At 69.6% G+C, this 17885-nt stretch carries 17 protein-coding genes; 10 read left to right on the forward strand and 7 right to left on the reverse strand.

Annotated features, from left to right (window positions below; genetic code table 11):
• Window positions 1-137: 137 nt before the first annotated feature.
• Entirely contained in the window at window positions 138-1046 is a 909-nt protein-coding gene (gene lgt, locus NEF64_RS02880; RefSeq protein ID WP_056407438.1) for a prolipoprotein diacylglyceryl transferase, read from the reverse strand.
• A 94-nt stretch (window positions 1047-1140) separates the two neighbouring features.
• On the opposite strand from lgt, the gene NEF64_RS02885 reads away from it, so the two are divergent.
• From NEF64_RS02885 to phbB, 4 genes are all read left to right on the forward strand, one after another.
• A complete protein-coding gene (locus tag NEF64_RS02885) occupies window positions 1141-2829 on the forward strand; it encodes a class I adenylate-forming enzyme family protein (RefSeq protein ID WP_056406956.1) in 1689 nt (562 codons plus the stop codon).
• A gap of 465 nt (window positions 2830-3294) precedes the next feature.
• Window positions 3295-5487, forward strand: a complete 2193-nt coding sequence (locus tag NEF64_RS02890) for a molybdopterin cofactor-binding domain-containing protein (protein ID WP_056406958.1) — start codon at window positions 3295-3297, stop codon at window positions 5485-5487.
• The gene (gene hemH, locus NEF64_RS02895; RefSeq protein ID WP_056406960.1) at window positions 5484-6491 is read left to right on the forward strand and encodes a ferrochelatase; all 1008 of its coding nucleotides are present in this window, start codon (window positions 5484-5486) and stop codon (window positions 6489-6491) included. Before NEF64_RS02890 ends, hemH begins: the two co-directional genes overlap by 4 nt.
• Before the next feature lie 34 nt (window positions 6492-6525).
• Window positions 6526-7248, forward strand: a complete 723-nt coding sequence (phbB, locus tag NEF64_RS02900) for an acetoacetyl-CoA reductase (protein WP_031439092.1) — start codon at window positions 6526-6528, stop codon at window positions 7246-7248.
• Window positions 7249-7685: 437 nt separating this feature from the next.
• On the opposite strand, the gene NEF64_RS02905 is transcribed toward phbB, so the two are convergent.
• Complete coding sequence (locus NEF64_RS02905; protein ID WP_056406961.1) at window positions 7686-8072, reverse strand: glycine zipper 2TM domain-containing protein; 387 nt, start codon at window positions 8070-8072, stop codon at window positions 7686-7688.
• 205 nt (window positions 8073-8277) lie between these two features.
• Between NEF64_RS02905 and NEF64_RS02910 the strand changes: the two genes are divergently transcribed.
• Window positions 8278-9312 carry an esterase-like activity of phytase family protein gene (locus tag NEF64_RS02910; RefSeq protein ID WP_235516403.1) on the forward strand — a complete coding sequence of 345 codons (1035 nt, stop codon included), beginning with the start codon at window positions 8278-8280 and terminating at the stop codon, window positions 9310-9312.
• 242 nt (window positions 9313-9554) lie between these two features.
• Here NEF64_RS02910 and rpmB read toward each other — a convergent pair whose 3' ends face one another.
• Entirely contained in the window at window positions 9555-9845 is a 291-nt protein-coding gene (rpmB, locus tag NEF64_RS02915; RefSeq protein ID WP_031395040.1) for a 50S ribosomal protein L28, read from the reverse strand.
• Between the two features lie 227 nt (window positions 9846-10072).
• Here rpmB and NEF64_RS02920 point away from each other — a divergent pair, with 227 nt between their 5' ends.
• Entirely contained in the window at window positions 10073-10306 is a 234-nt protein-coding gene (locus NEF64_RS02920; protein WP_031395039.1) for a hypothetical protein, read from the forward strand.
• A 79-nt stretch (window positions 10307-10385) separates the two neighbouring features.
• Window positions 10386-10814, forward strand: a complete 429-nt coding sequence (locus NEF64_RS02925; protein ID WP_056407442.1) for a nucleoside deaminase — start codon at window positions 10386-10388, stop codon at window positions 10812-10814.
• Window positions 10815-11120: 306 nt separating this feature from the next.
• Here NEF64_RS02925 and NEF64_RS02930 read toward each other — a convergent pair whose 3' ends face one another.
• Window positions 11121-11795, reverse strand: a complete 675-nt coding sequence (locus NEF64_RS02930) for a YiaD family glycine zipper/OmpA-like lipoprotein (protein WP_056406963.1) — start codon at window positions 11793-11795, stop codon at window positions 11121-11123.
• Window positions 11796-11935: 140 nt separating this feature from the next.
• On the opposite strand from NEF64_RS02930, the gene NEF64_RS02935 reads away from it, so the two are divergent.
• Window positions 11936-13237 (forward strand): hemolysin family protein, encoded by a 1302-nt coding sequence (locus tag NEF64_RS02935; RefSeq protein ID WP_056406965.1) that lies wholly within the window; start codon window positions 11936-11938, stop codon window positions 13235-13237.
• A gap of 75 nt (window positions 13238-13312) precedes the next feature.
• Here NEF64_RS02935 and NEF64_RS02940 read toward each other — a convergent pair whose 3' ends face one another.
• Window positions 13313-13714, reverse strand: coding sequence for a hypothetical protein (locus tag NEF64_RS02940; protein ID WP_056406967.1), 402 nt, complete (start codon window positions 13712-13714; stop codon window positions 13313-13315).
• Between the two features lie 135 nt (window positions 13715-13849).
• Here NEF64_RS02940 and NEF64_RS02945 point away from each other — a divergent pair, with 135 nt between their 5' ends.
• Window positions 13850-14155, forward strand: a complete 306-nt coding sequence (locus NEF64_RS02945) for a hypothetical protein (protein ID WP_156360366.1) — start codon at window positions 13850-13852, stop codon at window positions 14153-14155.
• Window positions 14156-14196: 41 nt separating this feature from the next.
• Here the strand turns inward: NEF64_RS02945 and NEF64_RS19240 are convergent, their stop codons facing one another.
• Both NEF64_RS19240 and purD read right to left on the reverse strand, forming a co-directional pair.
• On the reverse strand, window positions 14197-15006 hold the full coding sequence (locus NEF64_RS19240) for a hypothetical protein (protein WP_056406970.1): 810 nt from the start codon (window positions 15004-15006) through the stop codon (window positions 14197-14199).
• Window positions 15007-15139: 133 nt separating this feature from the next.
• Window positions 15140-16411 carry a phosphoribosylamine--glycine ligase gene (purD, locus tag NEF64_RS02955; RefSeq protein ID WP_056406972.1) on the reverse strand — a complete coding sequence of 424 codons (1272 nt, stop codon included), beginning with the start codon at window positions 16409-16411 and terminating at the stop codon, window positions 15140-15142.
• Between purD and xseA the strand changes: the two genes are divergently transcribed.
• Complete coding sequence (xseA, locus tag NEF64_RS02960; protein WP_082446904.1) at window positions 16410-17873, forward strand: exodeoxyribonuclease VII large subunit; 1464 nt, start codon at window positions 16410-16412, stop codon at window positions 17871-17873. The genes purD and xseA overlap by 2 nt on opposite strands.
• Window positions 17874-17885 lie beyond the last annotated feature (12 nt).

Consider the following 17885-nt stretch of genomic DNA (forward strand, 5'->3'; position numbering starts at 1 on the left):
TTTCTCTGCCTCCCCGGCGGAGGCCGGGGCCCGGTTGGGGGACGGTGATGACGGGGGGCAGCACGCTCGTCACCTGGGCCTTCCCAACTGGGCCCCGGCCTTCGCCGGGGTGGGGATGAGGGTGAGGGTGGTGTCCGCTACGCGACGCTCTGCGCGCCGGCGATGGATTCGACGCGGATGCGGCGGCGGGCGGCGGTGAGGATCAGGAAGAGGCCGCCGAGGATCATCGGCACGCAGAGCCACTGGCCCATGTGGAGCCCGGTCTTCTCGGCAAAGGCGCGCAGCTGCGAATCGGGTTCGCGGAAGAATTCGACGGTGAAGCGCGCGAGGCCGTAGCCGAGCACGAACAGCCCGACGAGCTTGCCCGGGTCATAGCGCGCCTTGGTCTTCCAGAAGGCGAACCAGAGCAGCGCGAACAGCGCGAGCCCCTCGAGCCCGGCCTCGTAGAGCTGGCTCGGGTGGCGGGCGGGCTCGATCATGCCGAAGGGGACGGTGCGCGCGAAGACGATGCCCCAGGCGACGTCGGTCGGCTTGCCCCAGAGCTCGCCGTTGACGAAATTGGCGAGCCGCCCGAAGAACAGCCCGAACGGTACACAGCAGGCGATATAGTCGTGGACGCGCAGCCAGTTGAGCTTGTGCTTGCGCGCGAACAGGATCAGCCCGAGCGACACGCCGATGACGCCGCCGTGGAACGACATGCCGCCGTCCCAGAGCCGGAGGATGCGCAACGGCCGCAGGATCATCTCGGGTGCGTAGAACAGCACATAGCCGAGCCGCCCGCCGAGGATGATGCCGAGCGTCGCGTAGAAGACGAGGTCGTCGGCATGACGCCGCGCCATCGGTGCGCCGGGCTGGGCGAGCAGTTTCAGCAGATACCACCAGCCGAGCAGGATCCCGCCGATATAGGCAAGGCTGTACCAGCGCAGCGTGAAGAAGCCGATCGAGAAGACGTCGGGGTGGAGCCCCAGGTCCTCGAACCGGATATGTTGGCCCGTAGCGGGGCTAGGCAGGCCACCGGCTACGGCGGCTAAGGTCGACAGGATCAATGGCTTTTCCCCACGCGTTCGCGCCTGCATAATGAGCGGTGACGATAAGACCAAGGCGATAAGACCGGGGTCGTCGTAGCAATGGGAGAGCGAGATGCGGACCGAGCTAGACGCGGCGATGGATTCGACGATGGCGGCGCTGACCGCGCCCGGGGGGATGCTCGGGCTCGGATCGATCGAGCGGTTCGGCGTGACGCTGCCGACGATCGCCGTCGCGCCGCCCGCGCTCAACGCCTATTTCGCGCATTATGCCGGCGAGCACCGCGACCAGGTGTTCCTGGTCGCAGGCGACGAGCGGCTGACCTTCGCCGAGGTCGAGGACGCCGCCGAGCGCGTCGCCTGCGCGCTGGTGTCCGCGCACGGCATCCAGCGCGGCGACCGGATCGGCATCGCGATGCGCAATTCGCCGTCGTGGATCGTGCTGTACATGGGCATCATCATGGCCGGCGGGGTCGCGACGCTGCTGAACGGCTGGTGGCAGTCGGACGAGCTGGAAGCGGCGATCCGCGACGTCGACTGCAACATGGTGTTCGCCGATCCGCCGCGCGTGAAGCGGCTGGCGCAGATCGCCGGGCTGGCGACGCCGGTGATCGGGATCGACGACATGCTGCCGCTGCGAATCGCGCTCGACGTGCTGCTGAAGGAGGACCCGGTCGGCGTCGCGCTGCCGCCGCTGGGCCCCGACGACCATGCGACGATCCTGTTCACGAGCGGGTCGACCGGCCAGTCCAAGGGCGCGCTGTGCGATCACCGCGCGATCATCCAGGCGATCTTCAACTATCTGGGGCAGGCGATGATGATGCTCGGCATCGCCACCGCGCAGGGCAACCCGCCGGTCGGCCAGCCGGTCACGCTGCTGACGATCCCGCTGTTCCACATCACCGGCGAGGTGCCGGTGTTCCTGCAGAGCTTCGCGATGGGGCGCAAACTGGTGCTGATGCCCAAATGGGATGCGCGCGAGGCGATGCGGCTGATCGAGGCGGAGGGCGTGACCTATTTCGTCGGCGTGCCGCTGATGAGCTTCGAGATCCTCAACCATCCCGATCGCGGTGACTATGACCTGTCGACGGTGACCGACTTCGCCGCGGGGGGCGCGCCGCGGCCGGTCGAGCATGTCCGGCGGCTGGGCGAGGAGATGGGCGGAAGCGCGCCGCTGATCGGCTACGGCCTCACCGAGACGAATGCGGTGGGGACGGGCAACTGGCGGAGCAATTATATCGCCAAGCCCAATTCGGCGGGGCGGGCGAGCGCGCCGCTGGTCGACCTCGCGATCCTCGACGATGACGGGCGTGCACAGCCCGCGGGCGTGCGTGGCGAGGTGGGCATCCGCAGCGTGTGCAACTTCAAGGAATATTGGAACCGGCCCGAGGCGACCGCGGCGGCGTTCACCGCGGACGGCTATTTCCGGACGGGCGATATCGGGTTTCTCGACGAGGACGGCTATCTGTTCATCGTCGACCGCAAGAAGGACATCATCATCCGCGGCGGCGAGAATATCTCGTGCCAGGAGGTCGAGGCGGCGCTGTACCAGAACCCCGCGGTGGCGGAGGCGGCGGTGTTCGGGCTGGCGGACGAACGGTTCGGCGAGGTGCCGGGCGCGGTGGTGGTGCTGCAGGAGGGCGAGACGCTGACGCCGGACGATCTGTGCGCGTTCCTCCACCAGCATATCGCGGCGTTCAAGGTGCCGCAGCGGGTCTGGATCGCCGACGCGCCGCTGCCGCGGCTGGGGACGGAGAAGATCGACAAGGTGACGATCCGGGAGCGGTATCGGGGGATGGTCTGAGGGGGGTGCGGCTGGGATAGCTCGCTTCTTGCGTCATCCTGACGAACGTCAGGACCCAGGGTCCAGCGGCGTTGCGTTTTGGTACTCTGGATCCTGACTTTCGTCAGGATGACGGGGTGGGGGGCGTATGTTGGGGTGTCTCACTTCTTCTCGTCATCCTGACGAAAGTCAGGACCCAGGGTCCAGCAGCGTTGTGGCCTGTTACCCTGGGTCCCGACGTTCGTCGGGATGACGGGTGGGGGTGAGGGGAGGGTGGATGACCCACCCCCTCCCGTCATCCTGACGAAAGTCAGGATCCAGAGCCCAGCAGCGTTGCGTTTTGGTACCCTGGGTCCCGAATTTCGTCGGGATGACGGAAGGGGGGATGACGGAAGGGGGGAGACGGGTGGGGGTGGGGCGCGCTGCCCCTCATCCGGCGGTTTGCGGCGCCTTCACCGCGGGGGGGAGACGGGGTAGGGGCGCGGGATGATCAGCAGGCGGGGGATTTTGGCGGGGGGCGGCGTGGGGATCGGGCTGGTCGTGGCCTGGGGGCTGTGGCCGCGCGACTATGCGCCGACGCTGGTCGCGGATCCGGGGGAGAGCGCGTTCGGGGCGTGGCTGAAGATCGGCAGCGACGGGCATGTCACGGTCGCGGTGCCGCAGGCCGAACAGGGGCAGGGCGTCTATACCGCGCTGGCGCAGATCGTCGCGGACGAGCTGGGCGCGGACTGGCGGACGGTGGGGGTCGAGCCCGCGCCGCTCAACCCGCTCTATGCCAATCCGGTCGGGCTGAACGCGCTGTTCGAGGGGATGCCGGGCGTGGTTCCCGCAGCGGTCGCCGGCCCCGCGCCGATGCTGACCGCGGGATCGAGTTCGGTGCGGATGTTCGAGGCGGCGTGCCGGAGCGCGGGCGCGGCGGCGCGGGTGTTGTTGTGCAAGGCGGCGGCGCGGCGCTGGGATGCGGACTGGGCGGACTGCCGGACCGAGGCGGGGTTCGTCGTCCAAGGCACGCGGCGGATCCGCTTCGCCGCGCTGGCCGACGACGCCGCGCGCGAGACGCTCCCGGACGACTCCAATATCGGCGGGCCGGGCGCGGGGGCGCTCGCGGGGCGGTCGGTGCCGCGGATCGACACGCCCGCCAAGGTCGACGGATCCGCCAATTTCACCGGCGACGTGCGGCTGCCCGACATGGTCCATGCGGCGATCCGGCAGGGACCGGTCGGCGACAGCCGGCTGATCGGGGTCGACCGCGCCGCCGCGGACCGGGTGCGCGGCGTGCTGCAGATCGTCGAGACGCCGGCCTGGGTCGCAGCGGTGGCGACAACCGGCTGGGCGGCGCAGCAGGCGCTGTCCGCAATGGCACCGCGATTTTCCACGCGGGGCCCGCTGGTCGACAGCGGGACGATCGCCGCCGCGCTCGACGCCGCGTTCGAGACGTCGGGCGCGACGATGGCGCAGACCGGGGAGATCGGCACGCTGCTCGACGGGGCGGGGGTGGTGACCGCCGCCTACCGCGTCGCGCCCGCGGTGCATGCGGCGATCGAGACGCGCAGCGCGACCGCGGCGTACCGCGACGGGATCCTGGAGCTGTGGCTGCAGACTCAGGCGCCGGGGCCCGCGCGCGCGGCGGCGGCAAGCGCGGCGGGGATCGCCGAGGCGCAGGTGGTGATCCATCCGATGCCGGTCGGCGGGTCGTTCGGCGCCGCGCTGGAGCATGACGCGGCGGCGCAGGCGGCGGTGCTGGCGGTGCGGCTGAAACGCCCGGTCAGCCTGGTCTGGTCGCGGGCCGAGGACCTGATGCACGACCGCTATCGGCCCGCGGCGGCGGCGCGGCTGGCGGCGCGACTCGACGCGCGCGGGCGGATTCTTGCCTGGCGCACGGCGATCGCGGCGCCCGCGACCGGCGCGGAGATCGCGGCGCGGGTGCTGCCGGGGGTTGCGAGCCGCGCGGCGACCGCGCTGACGCGGGGCGATCCGCATGCGGTCGGCGGTGCGCTGCCCGCCTATGCGATCCCGGCGGTGGCGGTCGTGCATCATGCCGCCGAGATCGGCGTGCCGACCGGGGCGCTGCGCGGTGGCGCGCATGGCTATACCGCGTTCTTCACCGAGACGTTCGTCGACGAGCTCGCGCGGATCGCCGCGAGCGAGCCGATGTCCTACCGGATCGGCATGCTGGGCGGTGGCGCGAGACTCGCGCGGTGCCTGTCGACCGCGGCGTCGCTGGGCGGGTGGAATGGCGGCGTGCCCGGCAGCGGCCAGGGGATCGCGGCCCACGCCTTTCGCGGCAGTTTCATCGCGGTGCTGGCGGAAGCGCATCTCGGCGCGGACCGGCGGCCGGTGGTCGAGCGGCTGGTCGCGGCGGTCGATTGCGGGGTGCAGCTCAACCCCGATCTGGTCCGCCAGCAGATCGAGGGCGGGCTGATCTTCGGGCTGGCGACCGCGCTGGGCGCGGCGACCGGCTTCACGCGCAACCTGGCCGATGCGCGCGGGTTCGGCGACCTGCATCTGCCGCGGCTGGCGGACACGTCCGACATCACCGTCGAGCTGATCCGCAGCGACGAGGCGCCGGGCGGGGTCGGCGAGCTGGGCGTGCCCGCGGTCGCGCCGGCGATCGCCAACGCAATCTTCTCCGCAACGGGCTTTCGTCTGCGCGATTTGCCTTTAAGACCCTCGACATGACCCTGCCCCCCGACCATCCCGCGATTCCGAAGCCCCGGATCGGCGTCCTGCTGATGAACCTGGGGACGCCCGACGGCCCCGACGTGCGATCGGTCAAACGCTATCTCGGCGAATTCCTGTCGGATCGCCGCGTCGTCGAGATCCCGGCGATCGCGTGGCAGCCGATCCTGCGCGGCATCATCCTGAACACGCGGCCCAAGAAATCGGCGCATGCCTACAGCCAGGTGTGGCGCGAGGACGGATCGCCGCTCGCCGCGATCACGCGGTTGCAGGCGGCGGCGGTGAAGGAGTCGTTCGGGCCCGAGGTGCTGGTCGACTGGGCGATGCGCTATGGCCGGCCGGCGATCGCCGAGCGGCTGAGCGCGATGCAGGCCGCGGGCTGCGAGCGGATCCTGCTCGCGCCGCTCTATCCGCAATATTGCGCGGCGACGACCGCGACCGCGAACGACAAGGCGTTCGCGCATCTGGCGGGGCTGCGCTGGCAGCCCGCGCTGCGCACGCTGCCGCCTTATTATGACGATCCCTTGTATATCGACGCGCTGAAGACCGATCTCGAGACGTCGCTCGCCGCGCTCGACTTCGTCCCCGATGCGATCGTCGCGAGCTTTCACGGCATGCCCAAGCGGACGCTGGAGATGGGCGATCCGTACCATTGCCACTGCCAGAAGACCGCGCGGCTGCTGAGCGCGGCGATGGGGCGCGAGCTGACGGTGGCGTTCCAGTCGCGGTTCGGGCCGCAGAAATGGCTTGGGCCCGCGACCGACGAGACTCTGGTCGAACTGGCCAAGGCGGGGAAGACCAAGGTCGCGATCTTTGCGCCGGGCTTTTCGGCGGACTGTCTGGAAACGCTCGAGGAATTGTCGATTCGCGGGCGCGAGAGCTTCGAGGAGGCGGGCGGCAAGGACTTTGCCTATCTGCCGTGCCTGAACGATGGCCCTGCGGGGATCGCGATGCTCGAGCGGCTGCTCGCACGCGAGCTTGAAGGTTGGACGCGCCGCGGTTAGCCTCCGGTAAAACACGTATGGCGGGAGAGAAGGCATGGCACGCGTCGCGATCGTAACCGGGGGAACGCGTGGCATCGGCGAGGCGATCAGCCTCGCGCTGCAGAAGACCGGGCTGACCGTGGCGGCGACCTATGCGGGCAATGCCGAACGCGCCGAGGCGTTTGCCGCGCGGACCGGAATCGCGGTCTATCAATGGGATGTCGCGGATTATGACGCGTGCCAGGCGGGCTGTGCGAAGGTCGCGGCCGACCTGGGCGATGTCGACATCGTCGTGAACAATGCGGGCATCACGCGCGACGGCACGATCCTGAAGCTGAGCTATGACGACTGGAAGGCGGTGATCGACACCAATCTGGGCGGCTGCTTCAACATGGCCAAGGCGGTGTTCCCGGGGATGCGGACGCGGAAATGGGGGCGGATCGTCAATATCGGCTCGATCAACGGGCAGGCCGGGCAATATGGCCAGGTCAATTACGCCGCGGCGAAATCGGGCATCCACGGCTTCACCAAGGCGCTGGCGCAGGAGGGCGCGCGGGCCGGCGTAACGGTCAACGCGATCGCGCCGGGCTATATCGATACCGACATGGTCGCGGCGGTGCCGGCGGACGTGCTCGAGAAGATCGTCGCGAAGATCCCGGTCGGGCGGCTGGGCCAGGCGAGCGAGATTGCGCGCGGGGTGGTGTTCCTGTGCTCGGAAGAGGGCGGGTTCGTTACCGGCTCGACGCTGAGCATCAATGGCGGGCAGCATATGTATTGACGGTTTGGGCCCGGCTGCGGGGCAGCCGGGCCCAAACCGGCACGGCCGGCGGACGGGTGCAACCCGGTCCGGCCGACGGCTTTGCCGACGGGGTGGGGTTTCTCCGGGTCACTGGGGACGGTGGCCTGAGCTCTGGATCCTCACTTTCGTCAGGATGACGGGAGTGGGGTGTCGACCGGCCCGACCAAAAATCCCGTCATCCTGACGAACGTCAGGACCAGGGTTACGAGGGGCGACGCTGCTGGGCTCTGGGTCCCGACTTTCGTCGGGATGACGGAAGAGGGGTCGGTCGTGTTTGCGGAGGGTCTTGCGGCTTGACGAACACGAGGCCGGCCCCCTGTGGGGGACCGGCCTCTGCCCTCGATACGCTACGCGAGGGAACTGGGGGAACTGGGTGGCGCGGGTGCTCGGCTTGGCGAGCACCCGCGCTTTCGCGTTTAGCGGCGGCAGTAGCGCGGGTTGTCCGACTTATCGATCGCGTTGCCGGCGAGGCCGCCACCGGCGGCGCCGAGGAGGGCGCCGATCGTGCCGTTGCCGCGGCCCGCGACGGTGTGGCCGAGAAGGCCGCCGGCGAGCGCGCCGACGATCGTGCCGCCGGTGTTGTCGCAGCCGCGACGGTTGTTGCGGTCGTTGCGGTAGTTGTAGCGGCGGTCGTTGCCGCGATATTCGCGGTCATAGCCACGGCCACGGTCATAGCCGCGCCCGTCGTAACCGCGGTCATAGCCGCGCTCGTAACCGTAGCGCTGCGCCTCGGCGGCGACGGGGACCAGGGTCGCGGTGCCCATTGCGAGCGCGCTGACGGCGAGGGTGAAGGTCTTGAACATCAAACGTCTCCCATTTGGGACCTGGGGGAGTGCGCCGGTGGCGGGCCCTTCGATCCTGATGACAGCCTTATGGTCGAGTCGGATTGAGCCGAGCCTGAATGCGTTCGTTATCAACGGTTCAGGCGCGACTCCGGTCCCACGCCCTATCGCGCGCGCCTGACCGGAAGCGGGTGCCCCCGGGCGCGGCAGCGGCTATGGGGCGGGCGTGCGGCGTATCCCGACCCTGTTGTTCGTGCTGGCGAGCGTGCACCTGCTGGTGCCCGGATGGAGCGGCACGTCGCGGCTCCCGCTGCTGGGTGCGGCGGCGGACATGACCGCGACGCGGGTGCGGATCGATCCGGCCGATCCGTCGCGGCGGCGGCTCGGCGGGCTGACCTATCTGGGCGGGGTGGTGCTGCGCAGTCGCGATTCGGCGTTCGGGGGATATTCCTCGATCGCGGTCCGTCGCGGGGCTTCGCGGACACAGGTGACGCTGCTCAGCGATGGCGGGAATATCGTCCGCTTTCATATCGGTGACGACTGGCGGCCCGCGGGGATCGGCTTTGCCGCGCTGCCGGGTGGTCCCGGGCAGGGCTGGTCGAAGCGCGACCGGGACAGCGAATCGCTGACGATCGATGCGGCGACGGGGACCGCGTGGGTCGGGTTCGAATATTGGAACGCGGTCGGGCGCTATGCCGCAGGGGCCGACGGTACGCTGCTGGCGCGATTCGAGGGGATGGTCCGGCCGCGGGCGATGCGCGAATGGCCGGACAATGGCGGGCCCGAGAGCATGGTGCGGTTGCGCGACGGGCGATTCGTCGTGCTGTCGGAGACCGCGCGGCCGCGGGTGCGGACGAGCGCGGGCGGGGTCGGGCGCGGGACCGGGCGGCGGGGGCTGCTGTTTGCGGGCGATCCGCTGACGGCGCGCGGCGTCGGCTTTACCTATGTGCCGCCGACGGGGTTCAGTCCGGTCGATGTCGCCGAGCTGCCTGACGGGCGGCTGATCGTGCTCAATCGCGCCTTTGCCGCGCCGTTCGCGTTTTCCAACGCTGTTACGGTGATCGAATCGGGGGCGATTCGGGCGGGGGCGGTGGTGCGCGGGCGCGAGATCGCGCGGCTGGCGGCGCCGCTGGTGCACGACAATTTCGAGGGAATCGCGGTGATGCGCGAGGGGGACGACACGGTGGTGTGGATCGTGTCGGACGACAACGAGACCGTGCTGGAGCGGACCCTGTTGCTGAAATTTCGGCTGGAGGGGTAGCGGGGGTGGTGCGCCGGGGTGGCGGTGGTGTCTCGACTTCGCTCGACACGAACGGGAGGGGGCGCTCGACACGAACGGGAGGGGACGGTGCGCCGGGCGGGCGGTGTCTCGACTGCGCTCGACACGAACGGAGAGGGGGTGGAACGGGTTCGGCGGCGCGTTTCGGTGCGGCAAGCGCACAAACGCCGACGGCCCGCGCTCCGGTGGGAGCGCGGGCCGGGGCCGTGTCGCAGTCGCGCGGGTTAGGCGGCGGCGGCGATCTTCTTGACGACGTCGCGCTTCAGGCGGCGGGCCTTGAGCGAGAGCTTGTCGTCCGAGGTCTTGACGAGCCAGTTGTCGAGGCCGCCATTATGCTCGACCGAACGCAGGCCGTGCGTCGAGACGCGGAGACGAACGCTCTGCTCGAGCGAGTCGGAGATCAGCGTGACGTTCTGCAGGTTGGGCAGGAACGTACGCTTGGTCTTGTTGTTGGCGTGGGACACGTTGTTCCCGACCATCCGGCCTTTGCCGGTCAGTTCGCAAATGCGCGACATCTGTCTACCTATCAAGTGTCGGGAGGAACCCCGGAAAGGCGCGCGGATACCCGGCAAGCGCGGCCGCGTCAACCGATTCACCCGTTTTTGCCGATCGGTGCTCGCGCGGATGCGGCGAACGGGGCGGCACAGCGGCGCGTGCAACCGCGCGGGGTTGATCGACGTTGTTACGCCATCGAACCGGTCGACGCCCGTCATGGGTCGTGGCCTTATATAAGGGGAATCCCATGCGTACGCTCTTGTCTCTGGTCGCGATCGCGCTGCTCGCCGTCGTCGCGCTGATGTATTTCGGGATCATCAACATCGACCAGACGCGCGCCGGCGCGATCCAGACGCCGAAATTCGAGGCGGACGTCGCCAAGGTGCGGCTGGGGACCGAGACCAAGACGGTCGCGGTGCCGACGATCTCGGTCGACAAGCCGGGGACCGCGGCGGACAATGGCCAGGTGCCCGCCAACTGATCCGCGCCCGCGCTGCCCTGTGGCTTTACCTGATGGGGAAGGCAGGGCAGGGCGGGGCATGTTTCCGATCCCCGACCCGATGCGGCGCGCGCTGGACGCCGCGCGCGACGCCGCGGCGGCGGGCGAGGTGCCGGTCGGCGCTGTCGTGGTGCGTGCCGGGCAGGTGATCGCGACCGCGGCCAATGCGCCGCGCGCGCTGTGCGATCCGACCGCGCATGCCGAGATCCTCGCGATTCGCGCGGCGGCCAGGGCGCTGGGGCGGGATCGGCTGGAGGATTGCGATCTGTGGGTGACGCTCGAGCCGTGCGCGATGTGCGCGGGGGCGATCGCGCATGCCCGGATCGCGCGGCTCTATTACGGGGCGGCGGATGCGAAGGGCGGCGCGGTCGAGCATGGCGCGCGGTTCTTCGGCCAGCCGACGTGCCATCACCGGCCTGAGGTGTATGCGGGGATCGGGGAGCGGGAGGCTTCGGGGTTGCTGACGGGGTTTTTCCGGGGGCGGCGTTAGGGGGCTGTCGGCAGCTTGTTGGCTGGGCGTCGAAAGAGTGGGTTCACGCGAAGGCGCGAAGGCACAAAGATGTTGCGAGCGTGGAGCCGCGATATCTCAATCGCATCTGCAAAGTCGCATTGTGTCTGCCGGCCGAGAGGCCCGAATCTATGACTTCGCGCCTTTGCGCCTTCGCGTGAACGCGGTTCTTCTCTCTCTCCGCGCCTCCGCGCCTCTGCGCGAACCTCTGTCTTCTGCTGCCGGTCCGCCCGCGGCCCTGGGTCCCGGCTTTCGCCGGGATGACGGAGGGGTGGGCGGACGGTGGAGTTAGCGGAGGTCGTTCTGGGTGATGGGGACGATCTTGACCTCGACGCGGCGGTTGGCGGCGCGGCCGGCGTCGGTGTCGTTCGAGGCGATCGGCTGGCTTTCGCCGTAGCCGCGGGTGCCGATGCGGGCGGACTGGACGCCGTGGCTCGACAGGTAATCCGCGACCGAGGTCGCCCGGCGCTGCGACAGGGTCTGGTTGTAGGAGTCGCTGCCGGTCGAATCGGTGTGGCCGTACACGTCGATATAGGTCTGGTTATACTGGCCGAGCGTCGAGGCAACCTGGTCGAGCGTGCGCTGGAACTGCGGCTGCACGGTCGCGCTGTCATAGGCGAAGGTGATGCCCGACGGGATGTTGAGGACGAGGTCGTCGCCCTGGCGGATCACCTGGACGTCGGTCCCTGCGGTGCGCGCGCGCAGATCGCGCTCCTGCTTGTCCATGTACGCGCCGACGCCCGCACCCGCGAGACCGCCGATCCCTGCGCCGAGCAGCTTCTCTGTCCGGTCGTTACGCCCGCCGACGATGTCGCCGAGCAGATAGCCGCCGAGCGCGCCGCCGATGCCGCCGAGCGCGGTCTTCGAGATCGTCCGCTGGCCCGTCTCCGGATCGGTCGTGCAGGCCGACGTCGTGACGAGTGCGGCGAGCGCTGCGCCGATGAATATACCCTTGGCCTTCATGTCTCTGTCCCTTTTGATCATGCCGCAGATAACCCGGCATATTCGGCGATTGTTCCACCTGCGCACTGAACGCCCAATGACGATAAGTGTCGAGACCGGTTGTGAAGCGCGCGAATGTGCGCCAAGAGACGATCGAGCCAATGGCACCGCTTCCCCCCTTCCCCTGGATCGACGTCGCGATCATCCTCGCGCTCGTCGCGTTGAACGGCGTGTTCGCGATGAGCGAGCTCGCGATCGTGTCGTCGCGGCGTGCGCGGCTCGATGCGCTGGCGCGGACCGGACGCAAGGGCGCGAGCGCCGCGCTGCTGCTCGCCGCCGACCCCGGCAAGTTCCTGTCGACCGTGCAGATCGGCATCACGCTGATCGGGATCCTCGCGGGTGCCTATTCGGGCGCGAGTCTCGGCACGCCGACCGCGGCGCGGCTGCAGGCGCTGGGGCTGAGCGCGAGCACCGCTGAGACCGCGGGCTTTGCGATCGTCATCGGCCTGACCACCTATGCCTCGCTGATCATCGGCGAGCTGGTGCCCAAACAGTTCGCGCTGCGATCGCCCGAGACGATCGCCGCGTTCATGGCGCGGCCGATGCGCTGGCTCGCGATCATCACCGCGCCGATCGTGTGGGTGCTCGATTCGACGAGCGCGCTGATCTTCAAGGCGCTGCGCCTCAACCGCGAATCGGAGGAGCACGTCACCGCCGAGGAGCTCCACCTGATCGTCGCCGAGGCGTCCAAGTCGGGCGTGATCGAGGAGCATGAGCGCTCGATCATCTCGGGCGTGGTGCGGCTCGCCGACCGGCCGGTGCGCGAGGTGATGACGCCGCGGACCGATATCGACTGGCTCGACTGCAACTGGGATGCCGACGAGATCCGCGACACGCTGCTCGCGTCGCAGCACACGCGGCTGCCGGTCGGCGACGGGTCGATCGACCGCGTGCGCGGCGTCGTGCAGGCGCGCGACATCGCCGCCGCGCTGTTCCGCGGCGAGCCGCTCGACCTCAACGTGCTGATGCGCAAGGCGCCGGTGGTGATCGACCAGATCGACGCGATGGACGCGCTGATCGCGCTGCGCCAGGCCGAGGTGCCGATGGCGCTGATCCATGACGAATACGGGCATTTCGAGGGGATCGTGACGCCCGCCGACCTGCTCGCCGCGATCGCGGGCGAGTTCAAGTCGGATGCCGACCCCGACGATTCGCCGTCGGTGGTGGTGCGCGACGACGGCTCGCTGCTGGTCGCCGGCACGATGGCGGCGGATGCGCTGGCCGACCGGCTGGGCATCGACCTGCCCGAGGACCGCGACTACGCGACCGTCGCGGGACTGGCGCTCGCGGTGTTCCGCCATCTGCCCGGCGAGGGCGAGAGCTTCGTCGAGCAGGGATGGAAGTTCGAGATCGTCGATCTGGACGGGCGACGGATCGACAAGCTGCTCGTCAGCGAGGTCTGAGGCTGGGGGTGCGGGGCTTGAACGCGCCGGATCACCGACCCGGTTGATTTACCCGGGCGCTCATTGTTTCGACGCTTAGCGGTTGCCCGAGATTTTAAGCCGTCGCGACACGTACCGCACGCAGGCAAAAGCCGCGATTCCGACTACAAGAGACGGCGCATAGATCATTCCGACCCCGTAGATCGGGACGTCGCGAAGTGATTGGTAGTCATACCACGAGCTATAGATGACGTAGACGCACAGTGCGACGAACAGGATTGCGCACACGAGGATGGCGATCCTTGCTTCGGCGTCGACCTCCTCGTGTGCGACGGTTTCCGCATGCTCGCTGTTTGCCAGACGGTGCAGGACGGGACCAAGGAACACGCCAACGGCCAAACCGACCGCCAGGATAATGACAGGCTTGTCGAAGGCGACAGCAGCGCAGACGATTGGACCCAGACATAGATACGCAAGGATCAGCAGCCCCTTTGCCATCCCGTATCGTGGTTGCTGCATAGCCTGTCCGCCGCCTTATTGGTTTTCCTTGTCGTGGATGAAATTCGTTAACGGTGCGTGAGGCAGCGTCCGCGTCAACGCGGGCGGTGGCGGATGTTCGTGCTAGTGTCGGCCATGACCACCATAGCCTTTGTCTTATTGCTGCAAGCTGCCTCGGGGCAGATGGCGCCACCCGTGATCGTGCGGCCGGCGGATGACCGGACGGTGTCCGCCCCGCTTCGTGGGCTGGGCGACACGATGGAAATCGCGGGTCGCTGTTCGCGCTTCATCGCATCGGCCGACATGGACACGTTCCTTGCCGTGGCCAAGGCCAACCCCGCCGACGAGCCGTATCTCATCAGCCGGATCGGCCAGGGCAGCCAGCATCCGAAGGACCCCGCATGGTGCAATGCGGCGATCAAGACGCTCGGTCGGAAATAGCCTGTCGGGATAAGGCAGGCCGCTGACGCGCGGCCCGGGCGTCAGAGTTTGCCGAAGACCGCTTCGAAGCCGGGCTTGTCGCCGGCGGCGAGGAGGCGGGATTGTTCGATCCAGCGGTCGCGGCCCATGCGGCCGGTGAAGGCGCCGAGCTGCGCGTCGATGTTCTGCGCTTCGGTTTCGGAGAGTGCAGCCATGTCGCCGACGGTGGTGACGCCCAGCTCCGCGAGGCGGGTGGCGACCTTGGGGCCGAGGCCCTTGAGCTGGGTGACGGGGGCGGCGGCGTGGTCGACCGCTGGCGTCTGAGCCGGGGCGGGTGCCGGGGTCGGGGCTGGCGCCTCGGTCGGGGTGGCGGCTTCGGCGGCGGGGTTGGCGTCGAAGCTGGCGGCGGCGATCGGTTCGTCGGACAGCGGCGCGGGGGTTGGCGCGGGAGCAGGCGCGGGGGCGACTGGCTGCGGTGCGGGCGCGACCGGGCGCGCGACCGGAATCGGGGCGGGGATCGGATTCGGGGCGGTCTGGACCTGCGACTGGCTGGGCGCGGGGGTCGGTTTCGGGGCCGGCTTCGGGGTTGGGGCCGGGGGCGTTTCGGGGGCGGGAGCCGCGGCGGGCGTCGGCGCGGGGGGCAGATCGGGGGTCGGCTCGGGTGCGGGTTCGACGCCGGCTTCGCGGGCGTTGGCGATGACGTCGCGCGACGCCTTTTTGCGGCTGCGCTTGGCCTTGATGCCCCAGAGCAGCCCGGCGATCACGAAGAGCGCGAGCACCGCGATGATCGCGAAATGGATCGTCGTCAGCGTGGTGATGCCGTCGGGGAGCAGGCTGTCGCCCGAGGCGGACGTCGCGGAAGTTTCGTTCATTTGCCTATAGTAGCGGGGTGGGTCGGGGGGGGCGAGACTTAATGCGCGTTGGCGGTGGTATCAGTGGCGTTGCGTTTGGGGATGCGCCCCACCCCCAACCCCTCCCCTGAAGGGGAGGGGCTTTTGCTTTGGGTCAGCGGGTGAGTTCGCGCCAGCCTATGTCGCGGCGGTAGAAGCCTTCTGCGAAATCGATCGCCTCGACCGCGCGGTAGGCGTTGGCCTGCGCCGAGGCGAGGTCGTCGCCGGTGGCGGTGACCGCGAGGACGCGGCCGCCCGCGGCGACGAGGCCGCCATCCTCGAGGCGGGTGCCGGCGTGGAAGACGGTGCCGCCTGCCGCGCGTGCCGAATCGAGGCCGATGATCGCGCCGCCCGCCTTGGGCGTGCCGGGATAGCCCTCGGCCGCCATCACCACGGTCAGCGCGGTGGCGGCGCTGAAGCGGGCGGGGGGCAGGTCGGCGAGCCGGCCTTCTGCGACCGCGAGCATCGTCGCGATCAGGTCGCCCTCGAACCGCATCATCAGCACCTGCGTCTCGGGATCGCCGAAGCGCGCGTTATATTCGATCAGCTTGGGGCCCTGCGCGGTGAGCATGAGGCCGGCATAGAGGACGCCGCTGAACGGGATCCCGTCCGCCGCCATCGCGGCGACGGTGGGCGCGACGATCTCGTCGAGCGCGCGCTGTTCGAGCGCGGCGGTGAGGACGGGGGCGGGGCTGTACGCGCCCATGCCGCCGGTATTGGGGCCGGTATCGCCCTCGCCGACGCGCTTGTGATCCTGCGCCGAGCCGAACGGCATCAGCGTGGTGCCGTCGGTGAGGACGAAGAGGCTCGCCTCCTCGCCTTCGAGGAATTCCTCGATCACCGCCTCGGCCTCGCCGTCCGCGAACAGCGCGTCGAGCGCGGCGTCGGCCTCGGCGCGGGTGAAGGCGATGACGACGCCCTTGCCCGCGGCGAGCCCGTCGGCCTTGATGACCACGGGCAGCGAGAAGGTGCGGGTGAGCGCGACGTCGGCGTCGGCGCGGCTCGCGACGCGGACATAGCCCGCGGTCGGGATACCGGCGCGCGCGCACAGATCCTTGGTGAAGCCCTTCGACCCTTCGAGCTGGGCGGCCGCTTTCGACGGACCGAATACGGGGATGGCGGCGGCGCGCAGGGTATCGGCGAGGCCGTCGACGAGCGGCGCCTCGGGGCCGATCACGACGAGGCCGATGGCTTTCTCGCGGACGAAGGCGACGACGGACGCGTGATCCGTCGCATCGAGACGCACGAGCGTCGCAAGGCTGGCAATGCCGGGGTTGCCCGGCGCGGCATAGAGCGTATCGAGGCCTGGAGAAAAGCTGGCCGATTGCACCAGCTTCCACGCGAGCGCATGTTCGCGGCCCCCCGAGCCCAACAGCAGGACGTTCATGCCCGATCCCTTTTCCGATGACGTCGTGTCCAGCGACATGCTGGCGAGCGATATGGGGCGGCTGGTAGCCGAGCCGGTCGCCGGCGACAACGCACTCGCCATGTCGGTCGGCGAACTCGCGTTCAAGCTCAAGCGGATGGTCGAGGGCGAATTCGGCCATGTCCGCCTGCGCGGCGAGATTTCGGGATGGAAGCGCGTCGCGTCGGGGCATTGCTACATGGCGCTCAAGGACGATCAGGCGGTGATCGACGGCGTGATCTGGAAGGGGAGCGCGGCGCGCCTTGCCTTCGTGCCGCAGGACGGCGTCGAGGTGATCGCGACGGGCAAGCTGACGACCTATCCCGGGCGGTCGAAATACCAGATCGTGATCGACCGGATGGAACTGGCGGGCGCGGGCGCGCTGATGGCGCTGCTCGAGAAGCTGAAGGCGAAGCTCGGCGGCGAGGGACTGTTCGACGCGGGCCGAAAGAAGCCGCTGCCGTTCATGCCGCAGGTGATCGGCGTGGTGACGTCGGGGACGGGCGCGGTGATCCGCGACATTCTCCACAGGCTCGAGGATCGCTGTCCGACGCACGTCATCGTCTGGCCGGTCAAGGTGCAGGGCGAGGGATCGGCGGCCGAGATCGCCGCGGCGGTGCGCGGCTTCGATGCGATCGCGCCCGGCGGACCGGTGCCGCGCCCCGACCTGGTGATCGTCGCGCGCGGCGGCGGGTCGGTCGAGGATCTCTGGTCGTTCAACGAGGAGGTCGTCGTGCGCGCGGTCGCCGCCTGTTCGATCCCGATCATCTCCGCGGTGGGCCATGAGACCGACACGACCCTGTGCGACTATGCCGCCGACCTGCGCGCGCCGACGCCGACCGCGGCGGCCGAGATCGCGGTGCCGGTGCTCGCCGACCTGCGCCTCACGATCGACAGCCATCGCAACCGGACCGAGCGGTGCGCGCGACGCTATGTCGAGCGCGGGCGCGAGCGGCTCGACGCGCTCGCGCGGCATCTGCCCAAGCGCGACCAGCTGCTCGGGCCGCAGCGGCAGCGCGCGGACGATGCCGGGCAGCGGCTCGACCGCGGGCTCGAGCGGCGGCTGACGCTGGCGCGCGGGAGCCTCGACCGGTCGGGCGCGGCGTTGCGGCCGGCGACGCTCGAACGCAAGCTGGAGGGCGCGCGGGCGCGGCTCGATGCGACGTGGCGGCTGGTCCAGTCGCTCAACCCGGATGCGATCCTCGACCGTGGCTATGCGCGGGTGACGTCTCGGGCTCCGGGGGGCACGACGCTGGCGTCGGCGGCGGCGGCGCGTGCAGCGGGGGCGCTGACGCTGCATTTCCGCGACGGGATGGTCGATGCCACCGTCGATGGGGGTGACAGCGAGGTGGCCGCCAAGCCGAAGCCGGCGAGCCGGCCGACGCCGTCTGCCGCCCCGTCCGCTGCCGCCGGTGCCGCGCCGCGCCAGCCGACCCTGTTCTGATCCTTCCCTCTG

This window comes from Sphingomonas aerolata, assembly GCF_023935825.1.
GTDB classification, from domain to species: Bacteria; Pseudomonadota; Alphaproteobacteria; order Sphingomonadales; family Sphingomonadaceae; genus Sphingomonas; species Sphingomonas aerolata.